Origin of the sequence: Microbacterium sp. (genome assembly GCF_047602155.1) — a bacterium.
In the GTDB taxonomy this organism is placed as follows: domain Bacteria; phylum Actinomycetota; class Actinomycetes; order Actinomycetales; family Microbacteriaceae; genus Microbacterium.
On sequence record NZ_JASGHZ010000001.1, the window covers coordinates 279,991 to 303,683 of the forward strand.

At 71.1% G+C, this 23,693-nt stretch carries 18 protein-coding genes and 1 other RNA gene; 5 read left to right on the top strand and 14 right to left on the bottom strand.

Going from position 1 to position 23,693, the window contains the following annotated elements:
* Nucleotides 1-29: 29 nt before the first annotated feature.
* From mqo to pta, 13 genes are all read right to left on the bottom strand, one after another.
* Complete coding sequence (mqo, locus tag QM720_RS01345; RefSeq protein ID WP_415124340.1) at nt 30-1,490, bottom strand: malate dehydrogenase (quinone); 1,461 nt, start codon at nt 1,488-1,490, stop codon at nt 30-32.
* Between the two features lie 58 nt (nt 1,491-1,548).
* A complete protein-coding gene (locus QM720_RS01350) occupies nt 1,549-2,622 on the bottom strand; it encodes an aspartate-semialdehyde dehydrogenase (protein WP_415124342.1) in 1,074 nt (357 codons plus the stop codon).
* Between the two features lie 200 nt (nt 2,623-2,822).
* Nucleotides 2,823-4,121, bottom strand: coding sequence for an aspartate kinase (locus tag QM720_RS01355; protein ID WP_415124344.1), 1,299 nt, complete (start codon nt 4,119-4,121; stop codon nt 2,823-2,825).
* Nucleotides 4,122-4,258: 137 nt separating this feature from the next.
* Nucleotides 4,259-4,891 carry a DUF3349 domain-containing protein gene (locus QM720_RS01360; protein WP_415124346.1) on the bottom strand — a complete coding sequence of 211 codons (633 nt, stop codon included), beginning with the start codon at nt 4,889-4,891 and terminating at the stop codon, nt 4,259-4,261.
* A gap of 1 nt (nt 4,892) precedes the next feature.
* Entirely contained in the window at nt 4,893-5,180 is a 288-nt protein-coding gene (locus QM720_RS01365; protein WP_415124348.1) for a hypothetical protein, read from the bottom strand.
* A gap of 18 nt (nt 5,181-5,198) precedes the next feature.
* Nucleotides 5,199-6,392 carry an inorganic phosphate transporter gene (locus tag QM720_RS01370; RefSeq protein WP_415124350.1) on the bottom strand — a complete coding sequence of 398 codons (1,194 nt, stop codon included), beginning with the start codon at nt 6,390-6,392 and terminating at the stop codon, nt 5,199-5,201.
* Nucleotides 6,393-6,434: 42 nt separating this feature from the next.
* Nucleotides 6,435-7,361 (bottom strand): DMT family transporter, encoded by a 927-nt coding sequence (locus tag QM720_RS01375; RefSeq protein ID WP_415124352.1) that lies wholly within the window; start codon nt 7,359-7,361, stop codon nt 6,435-6,437.
* Nucleotides 7,361-7,954: a recombination mediator RecR gene (gene recR / locus QM720_RS01380; RefSeq protein WP_415124354.1), complete on the bottom strand. Its 594-nt coding sequence runs from the start codon at nt 7,952-7,954 to the stop codon at nt 7,361-7,363. The genes QM720_RS01375 and recR overlap by 1 nt, the downstream gene beginning before the upstream one ends.
* A 3-nt stretch (nt 7,955-7,957) precedes the next feature.
* A complete protein-coding gene (locus tag QM720_RS01385) occupies nt 7,958-10,204 on the bottom strand; it encodes a DNA polymerase III subunit gamma and tau (protein WP_415124356.1) in 2,247 nt (748 codons plus the stop codon).
* Between the two features lie 35 nt (nt 10,205-10,239).
* Nucleotides 10,240-12,843 (bottom strand): glycoside hydrolase family 65 protein, encoded by a 2,604-nt coding sequence (locus QM720_RS01390; RefSeq protein WP_415124358.1) that lies wholly within the window; start codon nt 12,841-12,843, stop codon nt 10,240-10,242.
* Nucleotides 12,844-12,879: 36 nt separating this feature from the next.
* Nucleotides 12,880-13,602, bottom strand: coding sequence for an HAD family hydrolase (locus QM720_RS01395; RefSeq protein WP_415127767.1), 723 nt, complete (start codon nt 13,600-13,602; stop codon nt 12,880-12,882).
* Nucleotides 13,603-13,746: 144 nt separating this feature from the next.
* Entirely contained in the window at nt 13,747-14,943 is a 1,197-nt protein-coding gene (locus QM720_RS01400) for an acetate/propionate family kinase (protein ID WP_415124360.1), read from the bottom strand.
* Nucleotides 14,940-17,051: a phosphate acetyltransferase gene (gene pta, locus QM720_RS01405; RefSeq protein WP_415124362.1), complete on the bottom strand. Its 2,112-nt coding sequence runs from the start codon at nt 17,049-17,051 to the stop codon at nt 14,940-14,942. Before pta ends, QM720_RS01400 begins: the two co-directional genes overlap by 4 nt.
* Before the next feature lie 15 nt (nt 17,052-17,066).
* Between pta and QM720_RS01410 the strand changes: the two genes are divergently transcribed.
* On the top strand, nt 17,067-18,038 hold the full coding sequence (locus QM720_RS01410) for a Fic family protein (protein WP_415124364.1): 972 nt from the start codon (nt 17,067-17,069) through the stop codon (nt 18,036-18,038).
* A 500-nt stretch (nt 18,039-18,538) separates the two neighbouring features.
* On the top strand, nt 18,539-18,748 hold the full coding sequence (locus QM720_RS01415; RefSeq protein WP_415124366.1) for a hypothetical protein: 210 nt from the start codon (nt 18,539-18,541) through the stop codon (nt 18,746-18,748).
* Between the two features lie 146 nt (nt 18,749-18,894).
* Here the strand turns inward: QM720_RS01415 and ffs are convergent.
* Nucleotides 18,895-18,991, bottom strand: an RNA gene (gene ffs, locus QM720_RS01420) — signal recognition particle sRNA small type.
* A 95-nt stretch (nt 18,992-19,086) separates the two neighbouring features.
* On the opposite strand from ffs, the gene QM720_RS01425 reads away from it, so the two are divergent.
* The 3 genes from QM720_RS01425 to QM720_RS01435 are packed head-to-tail and all read left to right on the top strand — an operon-like array spanning nt 19,087 to nt 23,629.
* Nucleotides 19,087-20,067, top strand: coding sequence for an AAA family ATPase (locus QM720_RS01425; protein ID WP_415124368.1), 981 nt, complete (start codon nt 19,087-19,089; stop codon nt 20,065-20,067).
* 42 nt (nt 20,068-20,109) lie between these two features.
* Nucleotides 20,110-21,354, top strand: coding sequence for a DUF58 domain-containing protein (locus QM720_RS01430; protein ID WP_415124370.1), 1,245 nt, complete (start codon nt 20,110-20,112; stop codon nt 21,352-21,354).
* A complete protein-coding gene (locus tag QM720_RS01435) occupies nt 21,341-23,629 on the top strand; it encodes a transglutaminaseTgpA domain-containing protein (RefSeq protein ID WP_415124372.1) in 2,289 nt (762 codons plus the stop codon). Before QM720_RS01430 ends, QM720_RS01435 begins: the two co-directional genes overlap by 14 nt.
* The last annotated feature ends 64 nt before the right edge of the window (nt 23,630-23,693 follow it).

Sequence of the window (23,693 nt, forward strand, 5' to 3'; positions counted from 1 at the left end):
TGTTCTCCGGGCCTGCCGGGCGATGGTGCTCAGCGGCCGATGGCGAGCGCGTCCGCGGTCGCGGCGAGCTCCTTCGCGGCGGCCTCGGGGCGGTCGTTGAGAGTCGCGCCGTAGCTCGGGATGAGCGCGCGCAGCGCCGGGTTCCACCCCTCGATGCGGTCGGGGAAGCAGGTTTTCAGCAGGCCCAGCATGATGGATGCCGCCGTCGACGCGCCCGGCGAGGCGCCGAGCAGCCCCGCGAGCGACCCGTCGGCCGAGGTGACGACCTCGGTGCCCAGCTGCAGCACGGCACCCTTCTGCGGGTCGCGCTTCATGACCTGCGCGCGCTGACCGGCCTGGATGAGCTCCCAGTCCTCGTCCTTCGCCGTCGGCATGAACTCGCGCAGCGATGCCACCTTCTTCTTGTGCGTCTTCATCAGCTCGCCGACGAGGTACCTCACGAGGTCGAGGTTCGTGACGCCGACCTTCAGCATCGTGCCGATGTTGCCGAACCGCACCTGCGCGACGATGTCGGTGAGGCGCCCCTGCTTGAGGAACTTCGGGCTGAACGTCGCGAACGGGCCGAACAGCAGCGACTGCTCCCCGTCGACGACGCGGGCGTCGAGGTGCGGCACCGACATCGGCGGCGCGCCGACCGACGCCTGCGAGTACACCTTCGCCTGGTGCTGGGCGACGAGCGCGGGGTTCGTGGTCTTGAGGAACTGTCCGCCGATGGGGAAGACGCCGTAGCCCGAGATCTCCGGGATGCCGGCCGACTGCAGCAGCTTGATCGCCCAGCCTCCGGCGCCCACGAACACGAAGCGCGCGTCGATGCTGCCGGGCGTGCGGCCCAGGGTGTTGCGGTACGACAGGCGCCACGTGCCGTCGGGGCGGCGCTTCAGGCTCCGCACCTCGCGGTTGGTGACGACCTTGACCCCGGTGCCGCGCAGATGGTCGAACAGCTGACGGGTCAGCGCGCCGAAGTCGACGTCGGTGCCGGCCGGCATCCGGGTCGCGGCGAACGGCTCGCCCGCCCGGCGCTTCTGCATGAGCAGCGGCGCCCACTGGTTGATGACGCGCGAGTCGTCGGAGAACTCGATGCCCGCGAACAGTGGCTGGTCCTTCAGCGTCTCGTAGCGGTCCCGCAGGTAGGCCACGTCGCCCTCGCCGCGCACGAAGGTCATGTGCGGGGTCGCGTTGATGAACGTCGACGGCGCGTCCAGCACGCCGCGCTCGACGAGACTCGCCCACAGCTGGCGGCTCTGCTGGAACTGCTCGTTGATCGAGATCGCCTTCGACGGGTCGTCGGGGTCGGGCATGTAGTTCAGCTCGCACAGCGCGGCGTGGCCGGTGCCGGCGTTGTTCCACGCGTTCGACGACTCCTGGGCGACCTCGCTCAGTCGCTCGATCACGACGATCTTCCAGTCCGGCTGCAACTGCTTCAGCAGGGTTCCCAGGGTGGCACTCATGATGCCACCGCCGATCAGGACGACGTCGACGGGTTCGCTCACAGTGTCTCAGTCTACGGGCGGATGCCGCGGCATCCTTCCCCGACCGGACCCTCCCCGGTCAGACGGCGGGAGCGCCGAGCCGTGCGGCGACGAGTTCGGCGATCTGCACGGCGTTCAGCGCCGCGCCCTTGCGCAGGTTGTCGTTCGAGATGAACAGCACGAGACCTTTACCCTCCGGCGCCGACTGGTCGGCGCGGATGCGGCCGACGTAGCTCGGGTCGTTGCCGGCCGCCTGCAGCGGCGTCGGCACCTCCTCGAGGGTCACGCCGGGGGCGGCGGCGAGGATCTCACGGGCGCGCTCGGGGGTGAGGTCGCGGGCGAACTCGGCGTGGATCGACAGCGAGTGCCCGGTGAACACCGGCACGCGCACGCACGTTCCGGCCACGCGCAGATCCGGCAGTTCGAGGATCTTGCGGCTCTCGCCCCGGAGCTTCTTCTCCTCGTCGGTCTCGTTGTCACCGTCGTCGACGAGGCTGCCGGCGAACGGGATGACATCGAACGCGATCGGCGCGACGTACTTCTCCGGCTGCGGGAACTCGACCGCCGACCCGTCGTGCACGAGGTCGAGCGTGTGGCCCTGGGCGAGCACGCCCTCGACCTGGCCGAGCAGCTCCTGGGCGCCCGCCAGGCCCGAGCCCGAGACCGCCTGGTACGTGCTGACGATGAGGCGCTCCAGGCCCGCCTCGGCGTCGAGCGGCTTCAGCACCGGCATGGCGGCCATCGTCGTGCAGTTCGGGTTCGCGATGATGCCCTTCGGCGGGTTGACCGCGGCGTGCGGGTTGACCTCGCTGACGACGAGCGGCACCTCGGGGTCCATGCGCCAGGCGCTGGAGTTGTCGATGACGACGGCGCCGGCCGCGGCGAAGCGCGGCGCGTGCGCGCGCGAGCCGGTCGCCCCGGCGCTGAACAGCGCGATGTCGATACCGGAGGGGTCGGCCGTGGCGACGTCCTCGACGATGACGGTCTGGCCGCCGAACTCCACCGCCGTGCCGGCGCTGCGGGCCGTCGCGAACAGGCGCAGCTCGCGGACCGGAAACGACCGCTCGGCGAGGATCTCGCGCATGACGGTGCCGACCTGGCCGGTGGCGCCGACGACGGCGACGGAGAGTCCGGATTCGGAGATGCGGGTCATGACTTTTCCTTGCGTTGGGGTTTCGGGTGATTCTACCGGCGCCGCGAAACACGGAGATATCGCGAGATACGGACGCGGTGGGGCTGCGACATCCGTTTTTCGCGTCATTTCCGTTTTTCGCGGCGAGCGGAGCGGGGTGTGGATACCGGCGGTGGTGGGGATGCCGGGTGTGGCGGACGCCGGCGGTGGCGGATGCGGCGTCAGCGGCCGGTGCCGGCGTGCACGACGGCGTCGGTCTCGGCGTCGAGGCCGAAGGCGGTGTGCACCAGGCGGGCCGCCTCGGCGAGCTCGTCGCCGCGGACGACGACCGAGATGCGGATCTCGGAGGTGGAGATCATCTCGATGTTCACGCCCGCCGTCGACAGCGCCTCGAACAGGGTCGCCGAGACGCCGGAGTGGGTGCGCATGCCGGCGCCGACGACCGATAGCTTGCCGATCTGGTCGTCGTGCACGAGGCTCTCGAAACCGATGACCGCCTGTTCCCCGGCGAGGGCGCGCAGGGCTGTGGCGGCATCCGGCTTGGGCAGGGTGAAGGAGATGTCGGTGCGTCCGGTGGCGGCGGCCGACACGTTCTGCACGATCATGTCGACGTTCGCGCCGCTCTTGGCGACGACGGTGAAGATCTCGGCCGCCTTGCCGGGCACGTCGGGCACGCCGATGACCGTGATCTTGGCCTGGCCGAGGTCGGTGGCGACGCCGGCGACGATGGGCTCTTCCATGGCGGACTCCTCTGCGATGGCCGCGATCGCGGCGGGGACGGTCATTCCGGGGCCGAGGACGAACGTGCCGTGCCCGGTGCTGAACGTGGAACGGGCGTTGATCATGACGCCGTGGCGGCGCGCGTACTCGACGGCGCGGATGTACAGCACCTTGGCGCCGTTGGCCGCCAGTTCGAGCATCTCCTCGGCCGAGACGACCTCGAGCTTGCGCGCCTTCGGCACGACGCGCGGGTCGGCGGTGAAGATGCCGTCGACGTCGCTGTAGATCTCGCACACGTCCGCCGAGAGGGCGGCGGCGAGCGCGACGGCGGTCGTGTCGGAGCCGCCGCGGCCGAGCGTCGTGATGTCGCGCGTGTCAGGGTTGAACCCCTGGAAGCCGGCCACGATGACGATCGCACCCTCGTCGAGCGCCTCGCGCAGGCGGTCGGGGGTCACCCCGACGATGCGGGCCGCACCGTGGTCGGCGGTGGTCATCATGCCGGCCTGGCTGCCGGTGAACGACCGCGCCTCGAAGCCCATCGAGTGGATCGCCATCGCCAGCAGCGCCATCGAGATGCGCTCACCGCTGGACAGCAGCATGTCGAGCTCGCGCGGCGCCTGGATCGGCGCGACCTGGGCGGCGAGGTCGAGCAGTTCGTCGGTCGTGTCGCCCATGGCGCTCACGGCGACGACGACGTCGTGCCCGGCGCGGCGGGTATCGACGATGCGCTTGGCGACGCGCTTGATGCTCTCGGCGTCGGCGACGGACGACCCGCCGTACTTCTGGACGATCAGCGCCACGTGTGGAACTCCCGGCGTGTGCAAGGGAAGAAGGGATGCCCGGCGCGCGGCGCCGGGAGGAGCCGGATGCCGGCCCCAACGCACCATTCTAGGCAGCGGCGTATGCCGGCCGTGCCATGTGACGACGTGGAGCGGTGTCAGTCCAGGACGAGGCCGACGGCAGCCAGTCGCTCCTGGACGCGGCGCATGTCGTCGGGGCTCGGCAGGTCGTCGAGCACCTTGCTCATCAACACCTGCGCGTCGAGCCGCGAGACCTCGCCGCTGTCGACCCCCTGCTGCGCGATCAGCTCGTCGGCGACGCGCTGGACCTCCTCGTCGCTGAGCCGGCGGCGCAGCACGGCGAGGAGCGGAACGTAGTCGGCGGCGGGCACTCCCTCGGGGTAGCCGCGCCGCAACCACGCCAGCACGCGTTCGATCAGGCTCGGCGCCGGTTCGGCGGCCGCGGCATCCGGCTCGGACGACGCCGCCCACCGCTGCGCACCGCCGCTGAGCGGCCAGCCCCCGGCGGCGAGGCGCGCGGCGACCGCGCGCACGTCGTCTTCGTCGGGGGGCTCGGAGGTGACGTGCTCGATCGCCGAGCGGATGTCGCGCACGCGCACCGGCCCGTCGCTCTGGCGCTGATCGAGCACCTCCACGACGCTGTCGAACTCTTCGACGCTCAGCGTGCGGCGCAGCAGCGCCAGCAGCGGGTAGTAGTCCTTCGGCGGAACGCCCTCGGGATAGCCCGCGCGCAGCCAGCGCAGAATCGCCGCTCCGATGCTCTCCGCCATGTCAGACTCCGAACAGCGAGATGCCGAAGTAGTGGTGCAGGCTGTTGCGCGTGATCCACAGCACGCCGATCACGACGGCGAGCACGACGATCGCGAACAGCAGGTACGCCGCGGCGGTCGCGGCCGGCCGACGGCCCGTGCTGAGGCCGTCGTCGCCGGGGTCTCCCGAACCGACGGCCTGCAGACGCAGCCCGATGGCGAACAGCGCGGGCAGTCCCGCCCCGAACAGCGCCCCGACGATCAGCACGCGCAACGCGGCGAGGAAGATGTCAGCCCAGTGGATGTCCATGATGTCTCCGATCCTTGCTCACGCCACGGGCGTCGGGGTCTGCGAGGGGACGACCGTGCCGTCCCACTCGGCGTTGACGTTGCCGGCGTGCACCGGCTGGCGGCGGCTGCGCAGGTACAGGTACGCGGCGAGGGCCACGAGGATCACGAACACGACGATCGCACCGGCCACGCCGCCGATGCCGTTCGCGATGAAGTAGCACACCGCGCCGACGAGGCCCGCGGCCGGCATGGTGGTCAGCCACGCGGTGGCCATGCGCCCCGCGACGCCCCAGCGCACCTTGCCGCCGGGCTTGCCGACGCCCGAGCCGAGGATCGACCCGGTCGCGACGTGGGTCGTCGACAGCGCCATGCCCATCGAGCTGGAGGTGAGGATGATGGCTGCCGACGACGCCTCGGCGGCCATGCCCTGCGGCGAGTCGATCTCGACGAGGCCCTTGCCGAGCGTGCGGATGATGCGCCACCCGCCGAGGTAGGTGCCGAGGGCGATCGCGAGGCCGCAGACGAAGATGATCCACACCGGCAGCCCGTCTTCGAGGATGCCGTCGGTCGTCAGCGTGCCGTGTGCGATGAGGGCGAGCGCGATGACGCCCATCGTCTTCTGCGCGTCGCCGGTGCCGTGCGCGAGCGAGACGAGCGACGCGGTGCCGATCTGGCCCCAGCGGAACCCGGCATCCCTCCGCTTCTGACCGACTCTGCGCGTGAGGGCGTAGACGAGGAATGTGCCCGCCGCCGCGACCGCACCCGCGATGACGGGCGACAGGAAGGCGGGGACGATGATCTTGGAGAGGATGCCGTCCCAGTTGATCGCGACCGATCCCGCCAGCCCCGCACCGATGAGCCCGCCGAACAGCGCGTGCGACGAGCTGGACGGGAGCCCCAGCAGCCACGTCAGCAGGTTCCACAGGATGCCGCCGACGAGCCCCGCGAAGATGATCGTCATCGCCGTCTGGGCGCTGAGACCGTCGACCAGTCCCCCCGTCTCGGTCTGGATCTTCAGGACGTCTTTCGTGATCGTCGCCGCGACTTCGACCGACAGGAACGCCCCGACGAGGTTCAGGATCGCGGAGATCGTCACGGCGACCTTCGGCTTGAGCGCCCCGGTCGCGATGGAGGTCGCCATCGCATTGCCGGTGTCGTGGAAGCCGTTGGTGAAGTCGAAGGCGATCGCCGTCACGATCACAAGGATGAGAATGAGGAACTCGCCGCTCATGACCGCGAGTGTGGCACCCGAAGGTTGCCGGATGGTGTCCGGCTATGAAACGGCGGATGCACCGTTGCCGGACGGCGGTGCGGGCGGGCGCAGACGCCCTCCGGTCGCGGCCAGCCAGCATCCGAGGATCACGAGCGGGAACCCGATCAGCAGCCCCGCCGACAGCTCTTCGCCGAGCAGCAGGATGCCGAGGACGATGGCGACGATCGGGTTGATGTACGTGAACAGCGGCGCCCGCGCGGGGCCGACCTCGCCGATGAGCGCGAAGAACCCGAGGAAGGCGAGGGCGGTGCAGAGGAGGCCGAGGGCCACCAGCGACACCGAGCTGCGCACCGTGGGGATCTCCTGCGGAGTCAGCAGCGCCAGCGGCAGGTAGGCGAGGCCGACGGCGAGCAGCGACAGCGTGATCGACCCGAGTGCGGGGACGCCCGCGAGCTTGGTGGCGATGATGAACGGCGCGATCGCGTACATCAGGGCGGTCAGCAGCACCTCGCCGATCGCGAGCAGGGCGGCCCCGGGGTCGGCGACGGCGAGGCCCGGGCCGGCGACGACCACGACCAGGCCCGCGAACCCGAGCAGCAGCCCGACCGCCCGCACCGGCGAGAGCACCGCGCGGTCGCCGCGGGTCAGCGCGATGCCGGCCGCGAACAGCGGCACGGTCGCCACGAGCAGCCCTGTCAGCCCCGACGGCAGGGTCTGCTCGGCGTGGCTGAGCAGGAAGAAGGGGCCGGCCATCTCGATCGCGCCGAAGGCGAGCACCCACGGCCACACCCGCAGCGCCGGCCGCAGCGCGCCGCGGTGCCACGCGATCGGCAGCAGCACGGCGGCGCCGATGAGGGTGCGCCCGGCGACGACGCCGGCCGGCGAGAACGAGTCGACGGCCTCTTTGATGAAGAGGTAGGGCATGCCCCACAGGACGGCCATGACCGCGTAGAGGATCCACGCGCGGCCGGAGACGGCCTGCGACATCACACGCTCCGGCGGCCCTCGAAGGCCCTCCCGAGGGTCACCTCGTCGGCGTACTCCAGATCGCCGCCGACCGGCAGCCCCGACGCCAGGCGGGTGACCCGGATCTCCAGCGTGTGCAGCAGGCGGCTGAGATAGGTCGCGGTGGCCTCGCCCTCGAGGTTCGGGTTCGTCGCGAGGATGACCTCCTGCACCGTGCCGTCGGCGAGCCGCTGCATGAGCTGCGCGATCCGCAGGTCGTCGGGGCCGACGCCCGCGATCGGGCTGATCGCGCCGCCGAGCACGTGATACAGCCCGCGGAACTCTCGCGTGCGCTCGATCGCGGAGACGTCTTTCGCATCCTCGACGACGCAGATGAGGGTGTCGTCACGGCGCGGGTCGCGGCAGATCGCGCAGCGCTCCTGCTCGCTGACGTTGCCGCACACCTCGCAGAACCGCACGCGCTCGCGCAGTTCGCCGAGCAGCTGCGACAGCCGGGAGACGTCGAACGTCGGCGTCTGCAGGATGTGGAACGCGATGCGCTGGGCCGACTTCGGGCCGATGCCGGGCAGGCGGCCGAACTCGTCGATGAGATCTTGGACGATTCCGTCGTACATGCGTCAGTTGAACCTCGTCGGCGGGGTGTGCGGCTCTTCGCGGACGAACGTCGCGCCGAGCACCTGGCGCACGACCGCCTCGCCGACCCGTTCGATGCCGTTCGTGCGCGGCGCACGCGGCGCGGGGGATGCCGCGGGCCGCGCGGCCGGCGACTCGACGGCGACGGCGGCGCGCGGGGGCACCGGCGCGTCGGCATCGACGGGCGGCGGCAGTTCGTCGTCTTCGTCGGGGAGCGGATCGGGGTGGGCGATGACCTCGCCGTCGCGCTCCAGCGTGAGAACCCGGACGGGAACGGATGCCGCGTCTTCCGGCTCGTCGTCGACGGCGAGCCCGGGCACGGCGGCCCCCGGTGCGACCGCTGCGGAGGCCGACGGGTCACCCGTCGGAATCGCGGCGACGGCCCACTCGGTCACCGGCGCCGCGGCGGACGGGCGGGCGGGGCCGGCCGAGGTGCCGGGCCGGGCCGGGGCGGCCGACGCGGAGCCGCCGGGGGCGGGCCGCGGCGCGGGAGGCGACGACACGGCCGCGGAGCCACGCGGCGCGGGCCCGTCGGCGGGCGGTTCGGGATACCGGTCGTCCGGCGGCGGCTCCGGGTATCGATCGTCCGGCGGGGCGCCCTCGGGATCCGCCGCGGCGGGGGCGTGGCGCGTGAGGTATTTGACGCCGACGCCGAGCACCGCTTGGATCGCGGCGCGCAGATCCTGGCTCGGACCCTTGCCGTCGGCGAGCTTGCGGAAGGCGGCGATGTCCCTCTGGTTGCCGAAGGCGAGGGTCAGCACGTCGCCGTCGGCGTAGTCGACCGGGGTCGCGTTCGTCGCGATCATCCACGCCGAGCGGCTGACCGACTCGAGGTGCTGCAGCACCTGCGGCCAGGCCTCCCGCACGCGCGCGAGCGTGACCGGCTCGGGGCGTTTCGTCTCGCTCGCTGCGCTCGCTCGCTCAACGACCGGGGCTGCGGCCGCGGGCGCTTGCTCCTCGGTCGTTGAGCGAGGTCCGAAGGACCGAGACGAAACGTCCGAAGCGGGCTCGGGGCGTTTCGTCTCGCTCGCTGCGCTCGCTCGCTCGGCGACCGGGGGTGCGGCCGCGGGCGCTTGCTCCTCGGTCGTTGAGCGAGGTCCGAAGGACCGAGACGAAACGTCGAAAGCATCCGCCGTGTGCGCGAGCACGCGCGCGACGAGCAGCTCCAGCTGCAGCCGCGGCGAGGTGGCGCCCGACATGTCGTCGAGGGCGCCGACGACGAGGTCGGCGATGCGCGAAAGGCGATCGGAGCCGAAGGCGGCGGCCTGCTGCCCCATCCGCTCCAGCTCGTCGGCCGGAACACCGCGGAGCACGGCGCTCGCGCCCTGGCCGGTGGCGGCGACCACGATGAGGTCGCGCAGGCGTTCGAGCAGATCGTCGACGAACCGGCGCGGATCCTGCCCGGTCTGGATCACGCGGTCGACGGCGGCGAAGGCGGCACCGGCATCCTTGGCGGCGAACGCCGTCACGACGTCGTCGAGCAGCTCGGCGTGCGTGTATCCCAGGAGGGCGACGGCCCGCTCGTATCCGACGACACCACCCTCCGAGCCGGCGATGAGCTGGTCGAGCAGCGACAGGGTGTCACGGGGCGAGCCGCCGCCGGCACGGACGACGAGGGGCAGCACGCCCGGTTCGACCCGCACCCCCTCCTGCCCGCAGAGCTGTTCGACGTATTCGAGCATCGCGGCGGGGGCGACGAGGCGGAACGGGTAGTGATGCGTGCGCGAGCGGATGGTGCCGATGACCTTCTCGGGCTCGGTCGTCGCGAAGATGAACTTGACGTGCTCGGGCGGCTCTTCGACGAGCTTGAGCAGGGCGTTGAAGCCCTGCGCCGTGACCATGTGCGCCTCGTCGAGGATGAAGATCTTGTACCGGTCGCGCGCCGGCGCGAAGATCGCCCGCTCACGCAGATCGCGGGCATCGTCGACGCCGTTGTGCGAGGCGGCGTCGATCTCGACGACGTCGAGCGACCCTCCCCCGCCGCGGCTGAGCTCGACGCAGCTGTCGCAGACGCCGCAGGGGACGTCGGTGGGACCCTGCGCGCAGTTCAGGCAGCGCGCGAGGATGCGGGCCGACGTCGTCTTGCCGCAGCCGCGCGGACCGCTGAACAGGTAGGCATGGCCGACCCGGTCGCCGCGCAGGGCGGTCATGAGCGGCTCGGTGACCTGCGCCTGCCCGATCATCTCGCCGAACGTCTCGGGACGGTAGCGGCGGTACAGGGCGGTGGTCACCCTGACAGACTACGGCGTGCCGCCGACATCGCGGGCTACACGTCGAGCGGATCGGTCGGCACGGACGAGCCGTCGCCGACACCCGGCAGCGTCCCTGCGGCCAGCGCGGCCGCCACCTCGGCGGCATCGCCCTCCTGCACGACGGGGGCGCCCTCCACGACGATCGCGATGGGGGTGGTCGCGGGGACGGATGCCGACAGCAGGGTGCCGTCGTCGCGCACGGACTCGCCGATGTCGCTCAGCGTGGGCCGCCCGGCGATCACGGGACCCTGGTCGGCCAGCGGCACCGTCACCGTGGACTCGCCCGCGACGACGTAGTCGACCCCGCGCACGGCGAACGACACCGCCTCGCCGGGGCCTGCCGCGATCTGCAGCGCGTCGGCGGTGACGGTGATCTTCAGTTCCGTCCCCTGCCAGTGCATCGTGTACGACAGCGACGGCCAGTCGGCGGGCAACCGCGGGTCGAAGGTCAGGTCGCCGTAGTGGTCGCGCATGCCGCCGAACCCGCCGACGAGCGCGGTCCACACCCCGCCCGCCGAAGCGACGTGCACGCCGTCGGCGGCGTTGTGGTGCAGGTCTCCGAGGTCGACCCAGATCGACTGGCGGAAGTACTCCAGCGCGAGATCCTGATAGCCGACCTCGGCGGCGAGGATCGACTGCACGACGGCCGACAGGGTCGAATCCCCCGTGGTCAGCGGGTCGTAGTAGTCGAAGTCGGCGAGCTTCTCGGCATCCGTGAAGTGATTGCCCTGCAGGAACAGCGCGAGCACGACGTCGGCCTGCTTGAGCACCTGGTACCGGTAGATCACGAGCGGATGGAAGTGCAGCAGCAGCGGCCGCTGCGACGCGGGGGTGTGCTCCAGATCCCACACCTCGCGCTCCAGGAACACCGCGTCCTGCGGATGGATGCCGAGAGCCTCGCTGTACGGGATGTGCATCGCCTCGCCGGCGGCCTCCCAGCCGTCCACCTCGGTGGGGTCGAGGGCGAGGCGGTCGACCATGGCCGCGTACGCCTCCGGCGCGTCGACCGCCATCTCGCGGACGACGCGGGCGGCGAAGCGCAGGTTGAAGCGGGCCATGACGTTCGTGAACAGGTTGTCGTTGACGACCGTCGTGTACTCGTCGGGCCCGGTGACGCCGTGGATGTGGAACACCTCGGGGTGGCCGTCTTCGTTGAACCGCCAGAACCCGAGCGTCGTCCACAGCCGGGCGGTCTCGACCGCGATGTCGACGCCCTCGCGGTGCAGGAAGTCGACGTCGCCGCTGGCCCGCACGTACTTCGCCAGCGCGAAGGTCACGTCGGCGTTGATGTGGTACTGCGCGGTGCCGGCGGCGTAATAGGCCGACGCCTCCTCACCGTTGATCGTGCGCCACGGGAACAGCGCCCCCGCCTCGTTCAGCTGCCCCGCGCGCCGGCGCGCCGCCGGCAGCATGAGGTACCGCATCCGCAGCGCGTTGCGCGCCCACAGCGGCGTCGTGTACATGAGGAACGGGAGCACGTAGATCTCGGTGTCCCAGAAGTAGTGGCCGCTGTATCCCGACCCCGACACGCCCTTCGCGGGAACCCCGTGGCCGTCGGCGCGCGCCGCGGCCTGCGCGAGCTGGAACAGGCACCACCGGGTCGCCTGCTGCAGATCGTCGTGCCCGCCGATGACGACGTCCGAGCGGTCCCAGAACGCCGCCATCCACTCCGCCTGCCGGTCGAACTGCGTCTGCACGCCCTCGCCCGCCGCCCGATCCAGGGTGCGCCGGCCGCGGTCGACAAGCTCGCGCGCCGGCACGCCGCGCGAGGTGTGATAGCTGACGAGCTTCGTCACCGTCACCGGCACGCCCGCCTTCGCCTGCACCCGGAAGACGTTCTTCGCGATGTCCGGCTCGACCAGCGCCCGCGCCGAGTACTCGTTCTCGGTCTCGATGACGTGGTCCGCGACCACCGCGAGCGTCATCCCCGACGCCGTCACCTGGTACGCCAGCGCCGCCCGGCCGTCCTGCTGCCAGTACTCCCGCGGCTGCAGCACCCGCTCGTGGATGCGCTCCGCCTTCCGCGGATCGAACCCGGCCGCCTTGCCCGCCGCGGCGCCCGGGGCCGCGCCGCCGTAGACGTCCTGTCCGTCCTGCCGGTTGATGAGCTGGCAGCTGATCGTGACGGGGGCATCCGCGTTCAGCACCGTCACCGTGACCCGCATGACCGCGAGGTGCTTCTGCTCGAACGACACCATCCGCTCGAAATCGATGACGACGTCTTTGCCGCTGGGCGTCACCCAGCGCAGATGCCGCGTCAGCACTCCGGTGCGCAGGTCGAGCACGCGCTCGTAGTCGCGGACATCGGAGATGTCGAACGCGAGCGGCTCGTCGTCGACGTACACCCGCATGACCTTCGCATCCGGGGCGTTGATGATCGTCTGCCCCACCTCCGCGAACCCGTAGGCCTGCTCGGCATGCCGGATCGGGAAGATCTCGTGGAACCCGTTGATGAACGTGCCGTGCTCGTGCGCGTGCCGCCCCTCCGGGTGATTGCCGCGCAGGCCCAGATAGCCGTTGCCCACGGCGAACAGGGTCTCGGTCACCCCCACGTCCTCCAGCGAGAAGCTCTTCTCGACGAGGCGCCACGGGTCGACGGGGAAACGATCCCGATCCATGCGATAGGTCCCTTCGTGCGGGTTCAGCGGAGCGGTTCAGACAAAGGCGGACAGGTCGTCGACGACGACATCGGCGCCGAGGTCGCGCAGGGCCTGGGCGCCGGCGCCGCGGTCGACCCCGACGACGAGGCCGAATCCGGCGGCGGATGCCGACTCCACTCCGGAGTGCGCGTCTTCGACGGCGGCGCTGCGCGCGGGGTCGACCCCCAGCATCCGGGCGCCTTCGGCGAACATGTCGGGCGCGGGCTTGGAGCGCAGGTGCTCGCGCGCTGCGACGACGCCGTCCATCACGATGGGGAAGAACTCGCGGATGCCGGCGACCCGCAGCACCTCCTCGGCGTTCTTCGAGCTCGACACGACGCCGATCGGCGTGCCCGCGGCGCGCAGCTTCTCGATGAGCGCCAGCGAGCCGGGATACGGGGCGATGCCGTCTTCGCGCAGCACACGCTCGAAGACGACGTTCTTGCGGTTGCCGATGCCGCACACCGTCTCGGCGCCGGGCGGGTCGTCCGGGTCGCCCCAGGCCACCTCGACGTCCCGCGAGCGCAGCAGGCTCGCGACGCCGTCGTACCGCTGCTTGCCGTCGACGTAGCGGAAGTAGTCGTCGTCGGTGTAGCCGGGCTCGATGCCCCACTCGTCGAACACCTCGGTGAACATCGTCCGCCACGCGTGCATGTGCACCTCGGCGGTCGGGGTCAGCACGCCGTCGAGGTCGAACAGCACCCCGTCGTAGCTGGTCAGGTCGGGGAGATCGGGCAGGTCGGCGCTCACGGATTCAGCGTAGTGCTCGATGGTCGCGGCCTGCGTCGTCGCATCCTCGGAGATCTGCGATTCCTCGGAGATCTTGCCCGCGGAAGACACCGAGGAGTCGCATCTGTCCGAGGTTGTGCAGTCGCACGCGGGTCAGCCGGCGACCTCGATGCTCTGGCGGGCGATCTCGAGCTCTTCGTCGGTCGGCACGACGAGCACGGTGACGGGCGAGTCGTCGGTCGAGACGACCCGGATGCCGCGCTCCCGCGCCGCGTTGCGCTCCGGGTCGAGGTGCACGCCGGCGAAACCGAGAGTCGCCAGGGCCGCGGCGCGCACGCCGGCGGAGTTCTCGCCGACCCCGGCCGTGAAGGAGATGACGTCGACACCGCCGAGCTGCGCCAGGTAGGCGCCGACGTAGGCGCGCAGCCGGTGGATGTAGACGTCGAACGCGAGCGTCGCATCGGGCTCGCCGGCCGCCCGGCCCGCCTCGATGTCGCGCATGTCGCTCACGCCGGCGAGCCCCAGCAGGCCCGACTTCTTGTTGAGGAACGCGTCGACCTGTGCGCTCGACCAGCCCTCGCTCTTCGCGAGCAGCAGCAGGATCGACGGGTCGATATCGCCCGACCGCGTCCCCATCACGAGACCCTGCAGGGGGGTCATGCCCATCGAGGTATCCACCGACCGGCCGCCGTCGATGGCGGTGATCGAGGCGCCGTTGCCCAGGTGCAGCACGATCTGCTTCAGCTCGCCGAGCGGCCGGCCGACGAAGGCGGCGGCCGCTTCGCTCACGAACTTGTGGCTGGTGCCGTGGAAGCCGTAGCGACGGATGCCGCTGCGCTGCGCGACGTCCTTGTCGATCGCGTAGGTATATGCCGCTGCCGGCATGCTCTGGTGGAAGGCGGTGTCGAACACCGCCACGTGCGGGACGTCGGGAAAGCCCGCCCGCGCCGCCCTGATGCCCTGCAGCGCCCCCGTGTTGTGCAGCGGGGCGAGTGCCGACAGCTCGTCGATCGCGGCCTCGACCTCGGCCGTGATGCGGGTCGGGGCGACGAAGCGGGCACCGCCCTGCACGACACGGTGGCCGACGGCGACGGGAGGGTGGGCGGCCAGCGACGGGCCATGCTCGGCGAACGCGTCGAGCATGACACGGAACCCCGCCGTGTGATCGGGGATGGGAAGCTCGCGCACGTGCACGGCATCCCCCACACCGAGCACCTTGTGGGTCGACGCGCCGAGCTCCTGCCCGATGCGCTCGACGAGACCCGAGGCCAGCTGCTGCTGCGACTGGACGTCGACGAGCTGGTATTTGAACGACGACGAACCGGAGTTGATGACGAGGACGACGCTCATGCCGCACCCCCCTGCGCCTGGATCGCCGTGATGGCGATGGTGTTCACGATGTCTTCCACGAGCGCCCCCCGCGACAGGTCGTTGATGGGCTTGTTCAGGCCCTGCAGCACCGGCCCCATCGCGATCGCGCCCGCCGAGCGCTGGACCGCCTTGTAGGTGTTGTTGCCGGTGTTCAGGTCGGGGAAGATGAACACGGTCGCGCGACCGGCGACCGCCGACCCCGGCATCTTCGTCGCGGCGACGGCCAGGTCGGTGGCCGCGTCGTACTGGATGGGGCCTTCCACGAGCAGCTCGGGGGCGCGCTCGCGCACGAGCGCCGTCGCGGCCCGCACCTTGTCGACGTCGGCACCGGTGCCGGACGATCCGGTCGAATACGACAGCATGGCCACGCGCGGCTCGATGCCGAACTGTGCCGCCGTCGCCGCCGAGGAGATCGCGATGTCGGCCAGCTGCTGCGCGGTCGGGTCGGGAATCACGGCGCAGTCGCCGTAGACCAGCACGCGATCGGCGAGCGACATCAGGAACACGCTGGAGACGACCGAGACGCCCGGTTTGGTCTTGATGATCTCGAACGACGGCCGGATCGTGTGCGCGGTGGTGTGCGCGGCGCCCGAGACCATGCCGTCGGCGATGCCGAGGTGGACCATCATCGTGCCGAAGTACGACACGTCGGTGACGGTGTCGGCCGCCTGCGCATACGTCACGCCCTTGTGGGCGCGCAGTCGCTCGTACTCGCGTGCGAACCGGTCGACATAGGTGCCGTCGAACGGCGAGACGATCATCGCCGCCGACAGGTCGATCCCGAGCTCGAGCGCCCGCCCGCGCAGGTCGCTCTCGTCGCCGAGGATGATGAGGTCTGCGATGCCGCGCGAGAGCACCGTCGCCGCCGCCCGCAGCACCCGGTCGTCGTCGCCCTCCGGGAGCACGATGGTGCGGCGCGCCCGGCGCGCGGTCTCCATGAGCTCGTACTCGAACATCAGCGGCGTGACCACCGTGGACTGCGCGAGCCCCAGCGCCGAGGTCAGCGCCGCCGTGTCGACGTGCCGCTCGAAGGTCGCCAGCGTCGAGTCGTAGCGCCGCTGCGAGTCGATCGCGAGGCGACCACGCGCGTTCATGATCCGCAGCACCGTCTCGTACGTGCCGAGATCGGACGTGACGATCGGCAGGGTCGAGCCGAGACCGTCGATGAGGCGGTCGATCGTCTCGGGCAGTTCGAAGGGGCCGTTGAGCACGATGCCGGAGACGGACGGGAAGGTACCCGAGGTGTTGGCCAGCAGGGTCGCCAGCAGCACCTCGGTGCGGTCGGCGGGGATCACGACGACCGCGCTCTCGGTGAGGCGCGGCAGCACGTTGTTCAGCGACATGCCCGCCACCACCACGCCCAGCACCTCACGGGTCAATAGGCCGGGGTCGCCCTTGATCAGCACGCCGTCGAGCGCGCGCAGGACGTCGCGCATGGACGGTGCCACCAGGAACCGGTCTTCGGGAAGCGCCCACGCCGGAACGTCTCCCGCGACGGCTTTGACCGCCTCGACGATCTCGACGAGCTTGTCGGGGTCGGAACGGTTGGCGATGATCGCGAACAGATCGGCGTGCGCAGAAGCCAGTTCGGCAAGCGTCAGAGCCGTGATCTGCCCCATCTGCTCGGGCGTGCGCGGCGTGGATGCGCCGAGCTGCTCGCTGTGCCCCTGCTGGTCGCGACCGCCGAGCACCAGCAGCACGGGAGCGCCCAGGTTCACCGCGATGCGCGCGTTGTAGCCGAGCTCGGCCGGCGAACCCACGTCGGTGAAGTCGCTGCCCACGATGACCACCGCCTCGCACTGGGCCTCGACGGCCTTGTAACGCTGCACGATGCGCGACAGCGCGGCATCCGGATCGCTGCGCACATCGTCGTAGGTGACGCCGACGCAGTCTTCGTAGTCGAGGTCGACCCCGTCATGGTCCAGGAGCATCTCAAGGATGTGGTCGCGTTCGACGGTCGACCGCGAGACCGGCCGGAAGACCCCGACTCTCGGGGTCACCCGGCTCAGGGTGTCGAGCACGCCCAAGGCGATGCTGGATTTGCCGGTGTGTCCTTCTGCCGAGGTGATGTAGATGCTCTGCGCCACGTCCCCCAGCCTACGGTGGCGCCGGATGCCGCGGCCAGAGGCCGGCCGGGCATCGGGGGCGGCGGGTCCGGATCGTCCCCGCTCCGAGAGCATCACTTGAGTGACATATCGCAGCCCACTCTTTTACCGGGCCAATCGGGTCGAGTCAGGGACACGCAGGTGGTCATCGGCCGGCGGCCGGAGGCGCGTCTCGAAGAGCTGCCGATCGTCGCCGCGCGCTTCGTGCCCCCTCCGCCAGGCCCGCAGCTGAACACCGGCCTACACGACCTTCTCGACTGGATGCGAGTCGATCACGCCGCCCACCTCGATCCGGTGATGGTGGCCGCGGTGGCGCACTACCAGTTCGAGGCACTGCATCCGTTCGCCGATGGCAACGGCCGCCTCGGACGATTCCTCATCGTCCTGCAGCTCCTGCGAACAGGCGTCTTGAGCGAACCGACGCGTCGCCTCGCCCCCACCCACAAGTCAGAAGAGCCCGATCTTGGTGGCCCGGGGCGATCGCCGCGCCCTCCTCAGCGAAGGGAGTTCACAACCTGCATCATCCACAGCAAGTACGGGATGAGAACTATGCTCGCGATCGCGCTGGCAAGGGAGAGCCTCCCATCGAACGGCGCACTTTGTGCCATGCCACTGCGACGCGCGCGGACGGAGCAAACCAGCCCAATCACGGCACACGCGAACGCAACCCAGATCGGTTGGAGTCTGATGATCGTCAGGCCAACCGCAACGGCGGCAAACCCCACGCTGGCCCACGTCAGTAGCCTCGTTCGCTTCTGCCGGCCGTCGCTGTTGGTCGTCCCTCGACGCGTGATGTCCGTCATGGCTGACGACCCTACCCGTGATTTCCCTGACAGCGAATGGAGCTCCCCGCGCGACTCGGATGTCGCATCATGGCCCGGCGCGACGGCGGGCGAAGGTCTCCCGCGGCGGGTCGGCGTGGGGGGTCAACAACGGCCTAGAGAATCTCTCTTCTCGCAGATCAGATAGGTATTTCTACGTCACGACGCCGACCAAGACACCCCTCAACATCGGTGGATCGAGGTGCGCATAGCCTCGGCGCTGGTCTCCCCCTCATGGCCTTCGCCCCGCGAGCGGAGCGAGACGAAACGCGCGGAGCCGTAGAGCATCTCGTCGCTTCGCTCCTCGCGGGGTGACCGGGAACCGCGTCTGCCCTGTTGCGCGTGCCAAAAGCAGGGTGAAACCGCCTGAGGCCACTCTGAAGAGCCGCTTTCGGTCGATCGGCCCTGCTTTTCGCACGCCCTCGCGAGTATCAGCGAGGCGACCCCTCGGCGGAACCCCTTATGCGGGCATAGTTTGGCTTGGGTGACCAGGAGTTGATCGCGCGTGCGCGCCGCGTGCTCCAGGAGTTCGGGATCCGAATCGAAGGCACCGTGTGTGCTGGATGCCAGATGACCCCCGCAGGCTCTTCCCCCGGGCACCCGGGGGTGTCCCCGGTGCAATGCCGGCGTGAAGAGGGTGACGAAAGGGTGAAGGAGGGTCGCGCGCGGGTAGCGGTCCATCGCGACCCGATCTGGCGTGACCGCGCTGACTTCATCATTGGTGCTGAGATCGACCCGGGCGACACGGGGACAGAGGCCGAGCAGCTCTGGGCGACGACGGTCGACAACCGCTTGTTCGACTTGTGCTTCATCCCGTTCTTCGTCTACGACGTGAGTCACGAGGAACGCGGCTGCTGATTCGGCTGTTGTGCGGAGCCGTGGTTGCTTCAATCGGAGGCGGCCTGACACTGGCCGCGTCCATGCTCCTGACCAGTGGCTCCGCGAGGACGGTCGCGTTCTTTGCGAGAGCCTCGCAGGCCTGACCGGGAGAAGCACCTCGGCAAAAGAAAGACTCTCCGCGAACCCGGCAGAGCCTGGTTACCCTTGCTACGTTTCCGTCCTGGGGGAGTTGGCCTGGATGCCGCCTCGCGGAGAGCTGTCTGCGAGTTTACCCGACGTCCGCGCCCCCGGCCGCCCACGGTGTCACCGGGCCGGGCTAGCATCGAGAAAGCACCGCCGCTGAGTCAGGGAGACGCATGTCAGACACCCCGCTGAACGCTGACTCGTTCGCCCGCGCCGCCGGCGCCATCACCGCCTCGGTCACCCGCGTCATCGACGGCAAGCCCGCCGCCGTCCGCGCGGCGCTCGTGTGCCTGCTCGCCGAGGGGCACCTCCTCATCGAAGACGTGCCCGGCGTCGGCAAGACGATGCTCGCCCGGGCGCTCGCCGCCTCGGTCGATGCGACCGTGCGCCGCATCCAGTTCACGCCCGACCTGCTGCCGGGCGACGTCACCGGGGTCAGCGTCTACAACCCCGTCGACCGGGTGTTCGAGTTCAAGCCGGGCGCCGTCTTCGCGCACATCGTCATCGCCGACGAGATCAACCGTTCCTCCCCCAAGACGCAGTCCGCCCTCCTAGAGGCCATGGAGGAGCGCCAGGTCACCGTCGACGGCACGAGCCATCGCCTCGCCGACCCGTTCCTCGTCGTCGCAACCCAGAACCCGCTCGAGATGGAGGGCACCTACGCCCTTCCCGAGGCGCAGCGCGACCGCTTCATGATGCGCATCTCGATGGGATACCCGGATGCCGCCAGCGAAGCCCTCATGCTCCGCCAGCGCGACACCGTCAACCCGCTCGACGCGCTCACCCCCGTCGCGGGCGCCGCCGACGTGCGCGCGCTCATCGCGTGGACGCGCGGCATCCACGTCTCCCCCGCCGTCGAGGAATACGCCGTGGGCCTCGCCCGCGCCACCCGCGAACACCCCGACGTGCGCCTGGGCGCGAGCCCGCGCGCGACGCTGCAGCTCGTGCGCGCCGCGAAGGTGCGGGCGGCCCTGGACGGCCGCCAGTTCGTCATCCCCGACGACATCGCGACCCTCATCGAACCCGTCTTCGCGCACCGCATGATCGCGGCCCGCAGCTCCGCGACGACGCGCGGGCGCTCGGCATCCGACGCGATCGCGACGATCCTGCGCGGCATCGTGGGCAGCGTGCGCGTGCCGATCGCGGCCCGCTGACGGGCACCCGGGGACGAGGCGCCCAGTGAAGAGAGGCACACAGTGAAGACCTGGCCGCTCACGCTCCGGGGCACGGGTGCGGTCGTCTTCGGCGTCGCCTCCTTCTTCCTCGCCCACGCCATCACCGTCGCCGAGCTGCTGTACGTGGGCACCCTGCTGTTCATGGCGGTCGCGATCAGCCTCGCCTCGCTGTACCTCACCCGCCGCACCGAGTCGGTCGTGCGCTTTTTCGAGCCCGAGGTCGCCACCGTCCGGCGGCCGGTGCGGGTGCGCGCGCGGGTCGAGATCCGCTCGGCGCTGCCGACGATGCCGGGCACGTGGCGCGACACCGTCCGCGCGGGCCTTTCCGGCGACGCCACGGGCACCTTTCCGGCGACGGCGTCGGGCATGGGTGCGGCGCCGCACCCCGTCGACCTGGAATACACGGTCGATCCGCAGCGCCGCGGCATCCATTCGATCGGTCCGCTGAGGGTGACCTCGACCGATCCGTTCGGGTTCGCCCGGCGCCGCCACGAGATCGGCGGCGCCGTGCCGCTCGTGGTCGCCCCCGCCGTCGTCGAGCTCGGCCCGCTGTCGGAGCTGCCCGGCGAGGCGGGCGGCAGCATGCACTCCGCCACCAACCAGCTCGGCCAGGGCGCCGACAACCTCATCCCGCGGCACTACGTTCCGGGCGACTCGATGCGCCGCATCCACTGGCGGGCCAGCGCCCACCGCGACGAGCTGATGGTGCGCCAGGAAGAGCAGGAGACGACCCCCGAAGCGGTCGTGGTGCTCGACCGCAGCGTGCAACGCTGGACGCCCGACGCGATGCGCGCCCCCGGCGACGACCCCGGGTTCGAGACGGGCGTCACGGCGTGCGTGTCGGCGGCGGCACGCCTCGTGCGCGAGGGCTATCTCGTGCACGTCATCGACGTCGACGGGCACGACCTGACCGAGCCGATGGATGCCGCCGACTCCGGCGCCACGCTGCGCCTGGCCGCCGACTTCGCCACCGTCGTCGCCCAGCGCGACGTGCCGCTGGAGCAGCTGGTGCGCCAGTTCGCCGGGACCGTCACCGGCCCGCTCGTCCTCGTCACCGGCGCGCTCTCGCCCGCCGACGCCGCAGCGCTCGGGCCGCTGGCCCACCACAGCACGCTGCCGGTGCTGCTGGCGGTCGCGCCGCAGCACGACGCGCTGGCGCGCTGCGCCGCGGCGGGCTGGCAGACGGGCTTCATTCCGCCCGACGCCGATCTCGCCGCAGCGTGGAACGCCGCGATCGACCGGGGAGCGAGCCGTGTCGGGGCGTAGCCGGACGACCGCGACGCGCGGCGGCCGCGCGGGAGCCGGCCCGCTCGCGGTCGGGCTGTGGTGCGCGCTGGCGGCGGCATCCGCTCCCCTGCTGCGGGTGATCGTGCCCGGCGCCTGGGTGGCGGGCGTCGCGATCCTCACGGGCGCGGTGCTGGCGGTCGGGTACGGGCTGCGGCGCGCCGGCGTGCCGGCCGTGGGGGTCACCGTCGGCGAGCTCGCCGTGTGGGCGTGCGCACTGACCGGCGCCTTCTTCAGCGGCGACGCCCTGTTCGGGTTCATCCCGACCGGCACCGTGTTCGCCGACGCCGTGAGCCACGCGCAGGTCGTGTCGCACGAGATCCTCGTCGGCATCGCGCCGATGACGCCGGATGTCGCGCTGAGCTTCGCCGTCGTCGCCGCCGCAGGCCTGCTCGCCGTCATGCTCGATCACGTCGTCGTCACCGCCCGGATGCCGCTGCTGGCCGCCGTCGCCCTGATCGGCGTGTGGCTGATCCCGGCGATCGTGGTGCCGTCGCAGGTCGACGTGGTCGGGTTCGTCGCGCTCGCGGCGACGGTGCTGTTCCTGCTGCGCGTCGAGAGCGGCACTCGCCAGGGGATGCCTCGCCAGGGGATGCCGGGTGGCACTCGCGCGGCACGGCCGGCGGGCGCTGCGACTCTGACGGCGACGATCGGCGTCGTCGCGATCGTGGCGGCGGTGCTCGGCGGGGCCGCGCTCCCCCCGCCGACCGTCCCGGTGGCCGCCGGGTCGGGATTCGGCATCACCATCGACCCGACGCTCGAACTCGGCGAAGATCTGCGGCGGCCCGCGAAGACCCCCGTCATGGAGGTGCGCACCGACGCCCCGACAGAGCCCTACCTGCGCCTGGTGACGCTGTCGGTCTTCACCGGCGAGGTCTGGCAGCCCGACCACCTGCGCGCCGAGTCGCTGTCGGACGAGGGCATGCAGCCGGTCGTCGCCGATCCCGACGTGCGCGTGACGGAGTACCGCACCCACGTGCGCATCACGCAGCTGACGTCGGTGTATCTGCCCGTCGCCTACCCCGCCGTCGAGGTCGACGGCCTGCAGGGCATCTGGCGCACGATCGCGGACAATCGCACCGTGCGCTCGGGGCAGAGCAGCACGCAGGGGCAGGAATACGACATCGTCACGCACGTGCCGCGCCCGACGCTGGAGCAGATCGAGGCATCCCGTGCGGTGCTCGACAGTGCCCCGCTGGACGTCTGGTCGCTGCCCGAGGACACGCCGGCGATCGTCGGCGACCTCGCCCAGGAGAAGACCGAGGGCGCGACCACAGACTACGAAAAGCTCATCCGGCTGCAGTCGTGGTTCCGCGGATCCGACTTCACCTATTCGCTGACCGCCCCGGTCACCGACGGCTTCGACGGCACCGGCAGCGACGCCGTCGCCGCGTTCCTGCAGGAGAAGTCGGGCTACTGCGTGCACTTCGCGGCGGCGTTCACGCTCATGGCGCGATCGCTCGGCATGCCCGCTCGCATCGTCGTCGGCTTTCTGCCCGGCCGCGAGACGGGCAAGACCGAAGCCGGCCAGGATCTCACCGAGGTGACCAGCGATCAGCTGCACGCGTGGTCGGAGGTGTACTTCGAGGGCATCGGCTGGGTGCCCTTCGAGCCGACGAAGAGCCTCGGCACCGCGACGCAGTTCTCCGCCGCGCAGACGCCCGTCGACGACGGTGGCGTCGACGTCGCAGGCCCCACCCCGACCGCCACCCCGACGCCGCTGACCTCGGCCGCGGGGCCGACGCGCGATCTGCCCGACGAGGCCGACGCGTCGATGGCGTCGACGCGTCGACTGCCCGATCTGCGGCCCTTCCTCACCGTGCTCGGCACCGTCCTGCTGCTCGCACTGCTCCCGGGTGCGGCCGGCTGGCTGCGCCGATGGATGCTGCGCCGCCGCGGCACGGTCGGCTCCGCGTGGCGACTCGTGCAGGAGACCGCGATCGACCTGGGCCTGCCGGTGCCGGGCGCCGAGACGCCGCGCGCCCTGGGCGCGAGGCTCGTGGCGCTGGGGGGCGCACCCGCCGCGGAGACGGACCGCCTCGTGGGCGCCGTGGAGCGCGCCAGCTATGCGCCGGGAGGCGGTGCCGGCGGCGAGGCGGGCGGCGATGCGGCGACGGCGATGCGGGATGCCGGGGCGGTCCGCGCCGGCATGCTCGCCGCACTCGGCCCCGCAGCGCGCACGCGCGCGCTCGCTCTGCCGCGGTCGCTCATCGTCCGCCCCGGCTCCGCGTTCGCCGATCGGGATGCCGCAGCCTGAGCCACCGGCATCCCGCAGGTCACGAACACCGACACCCCCATTTCACCGCGACCGAACCACCCGC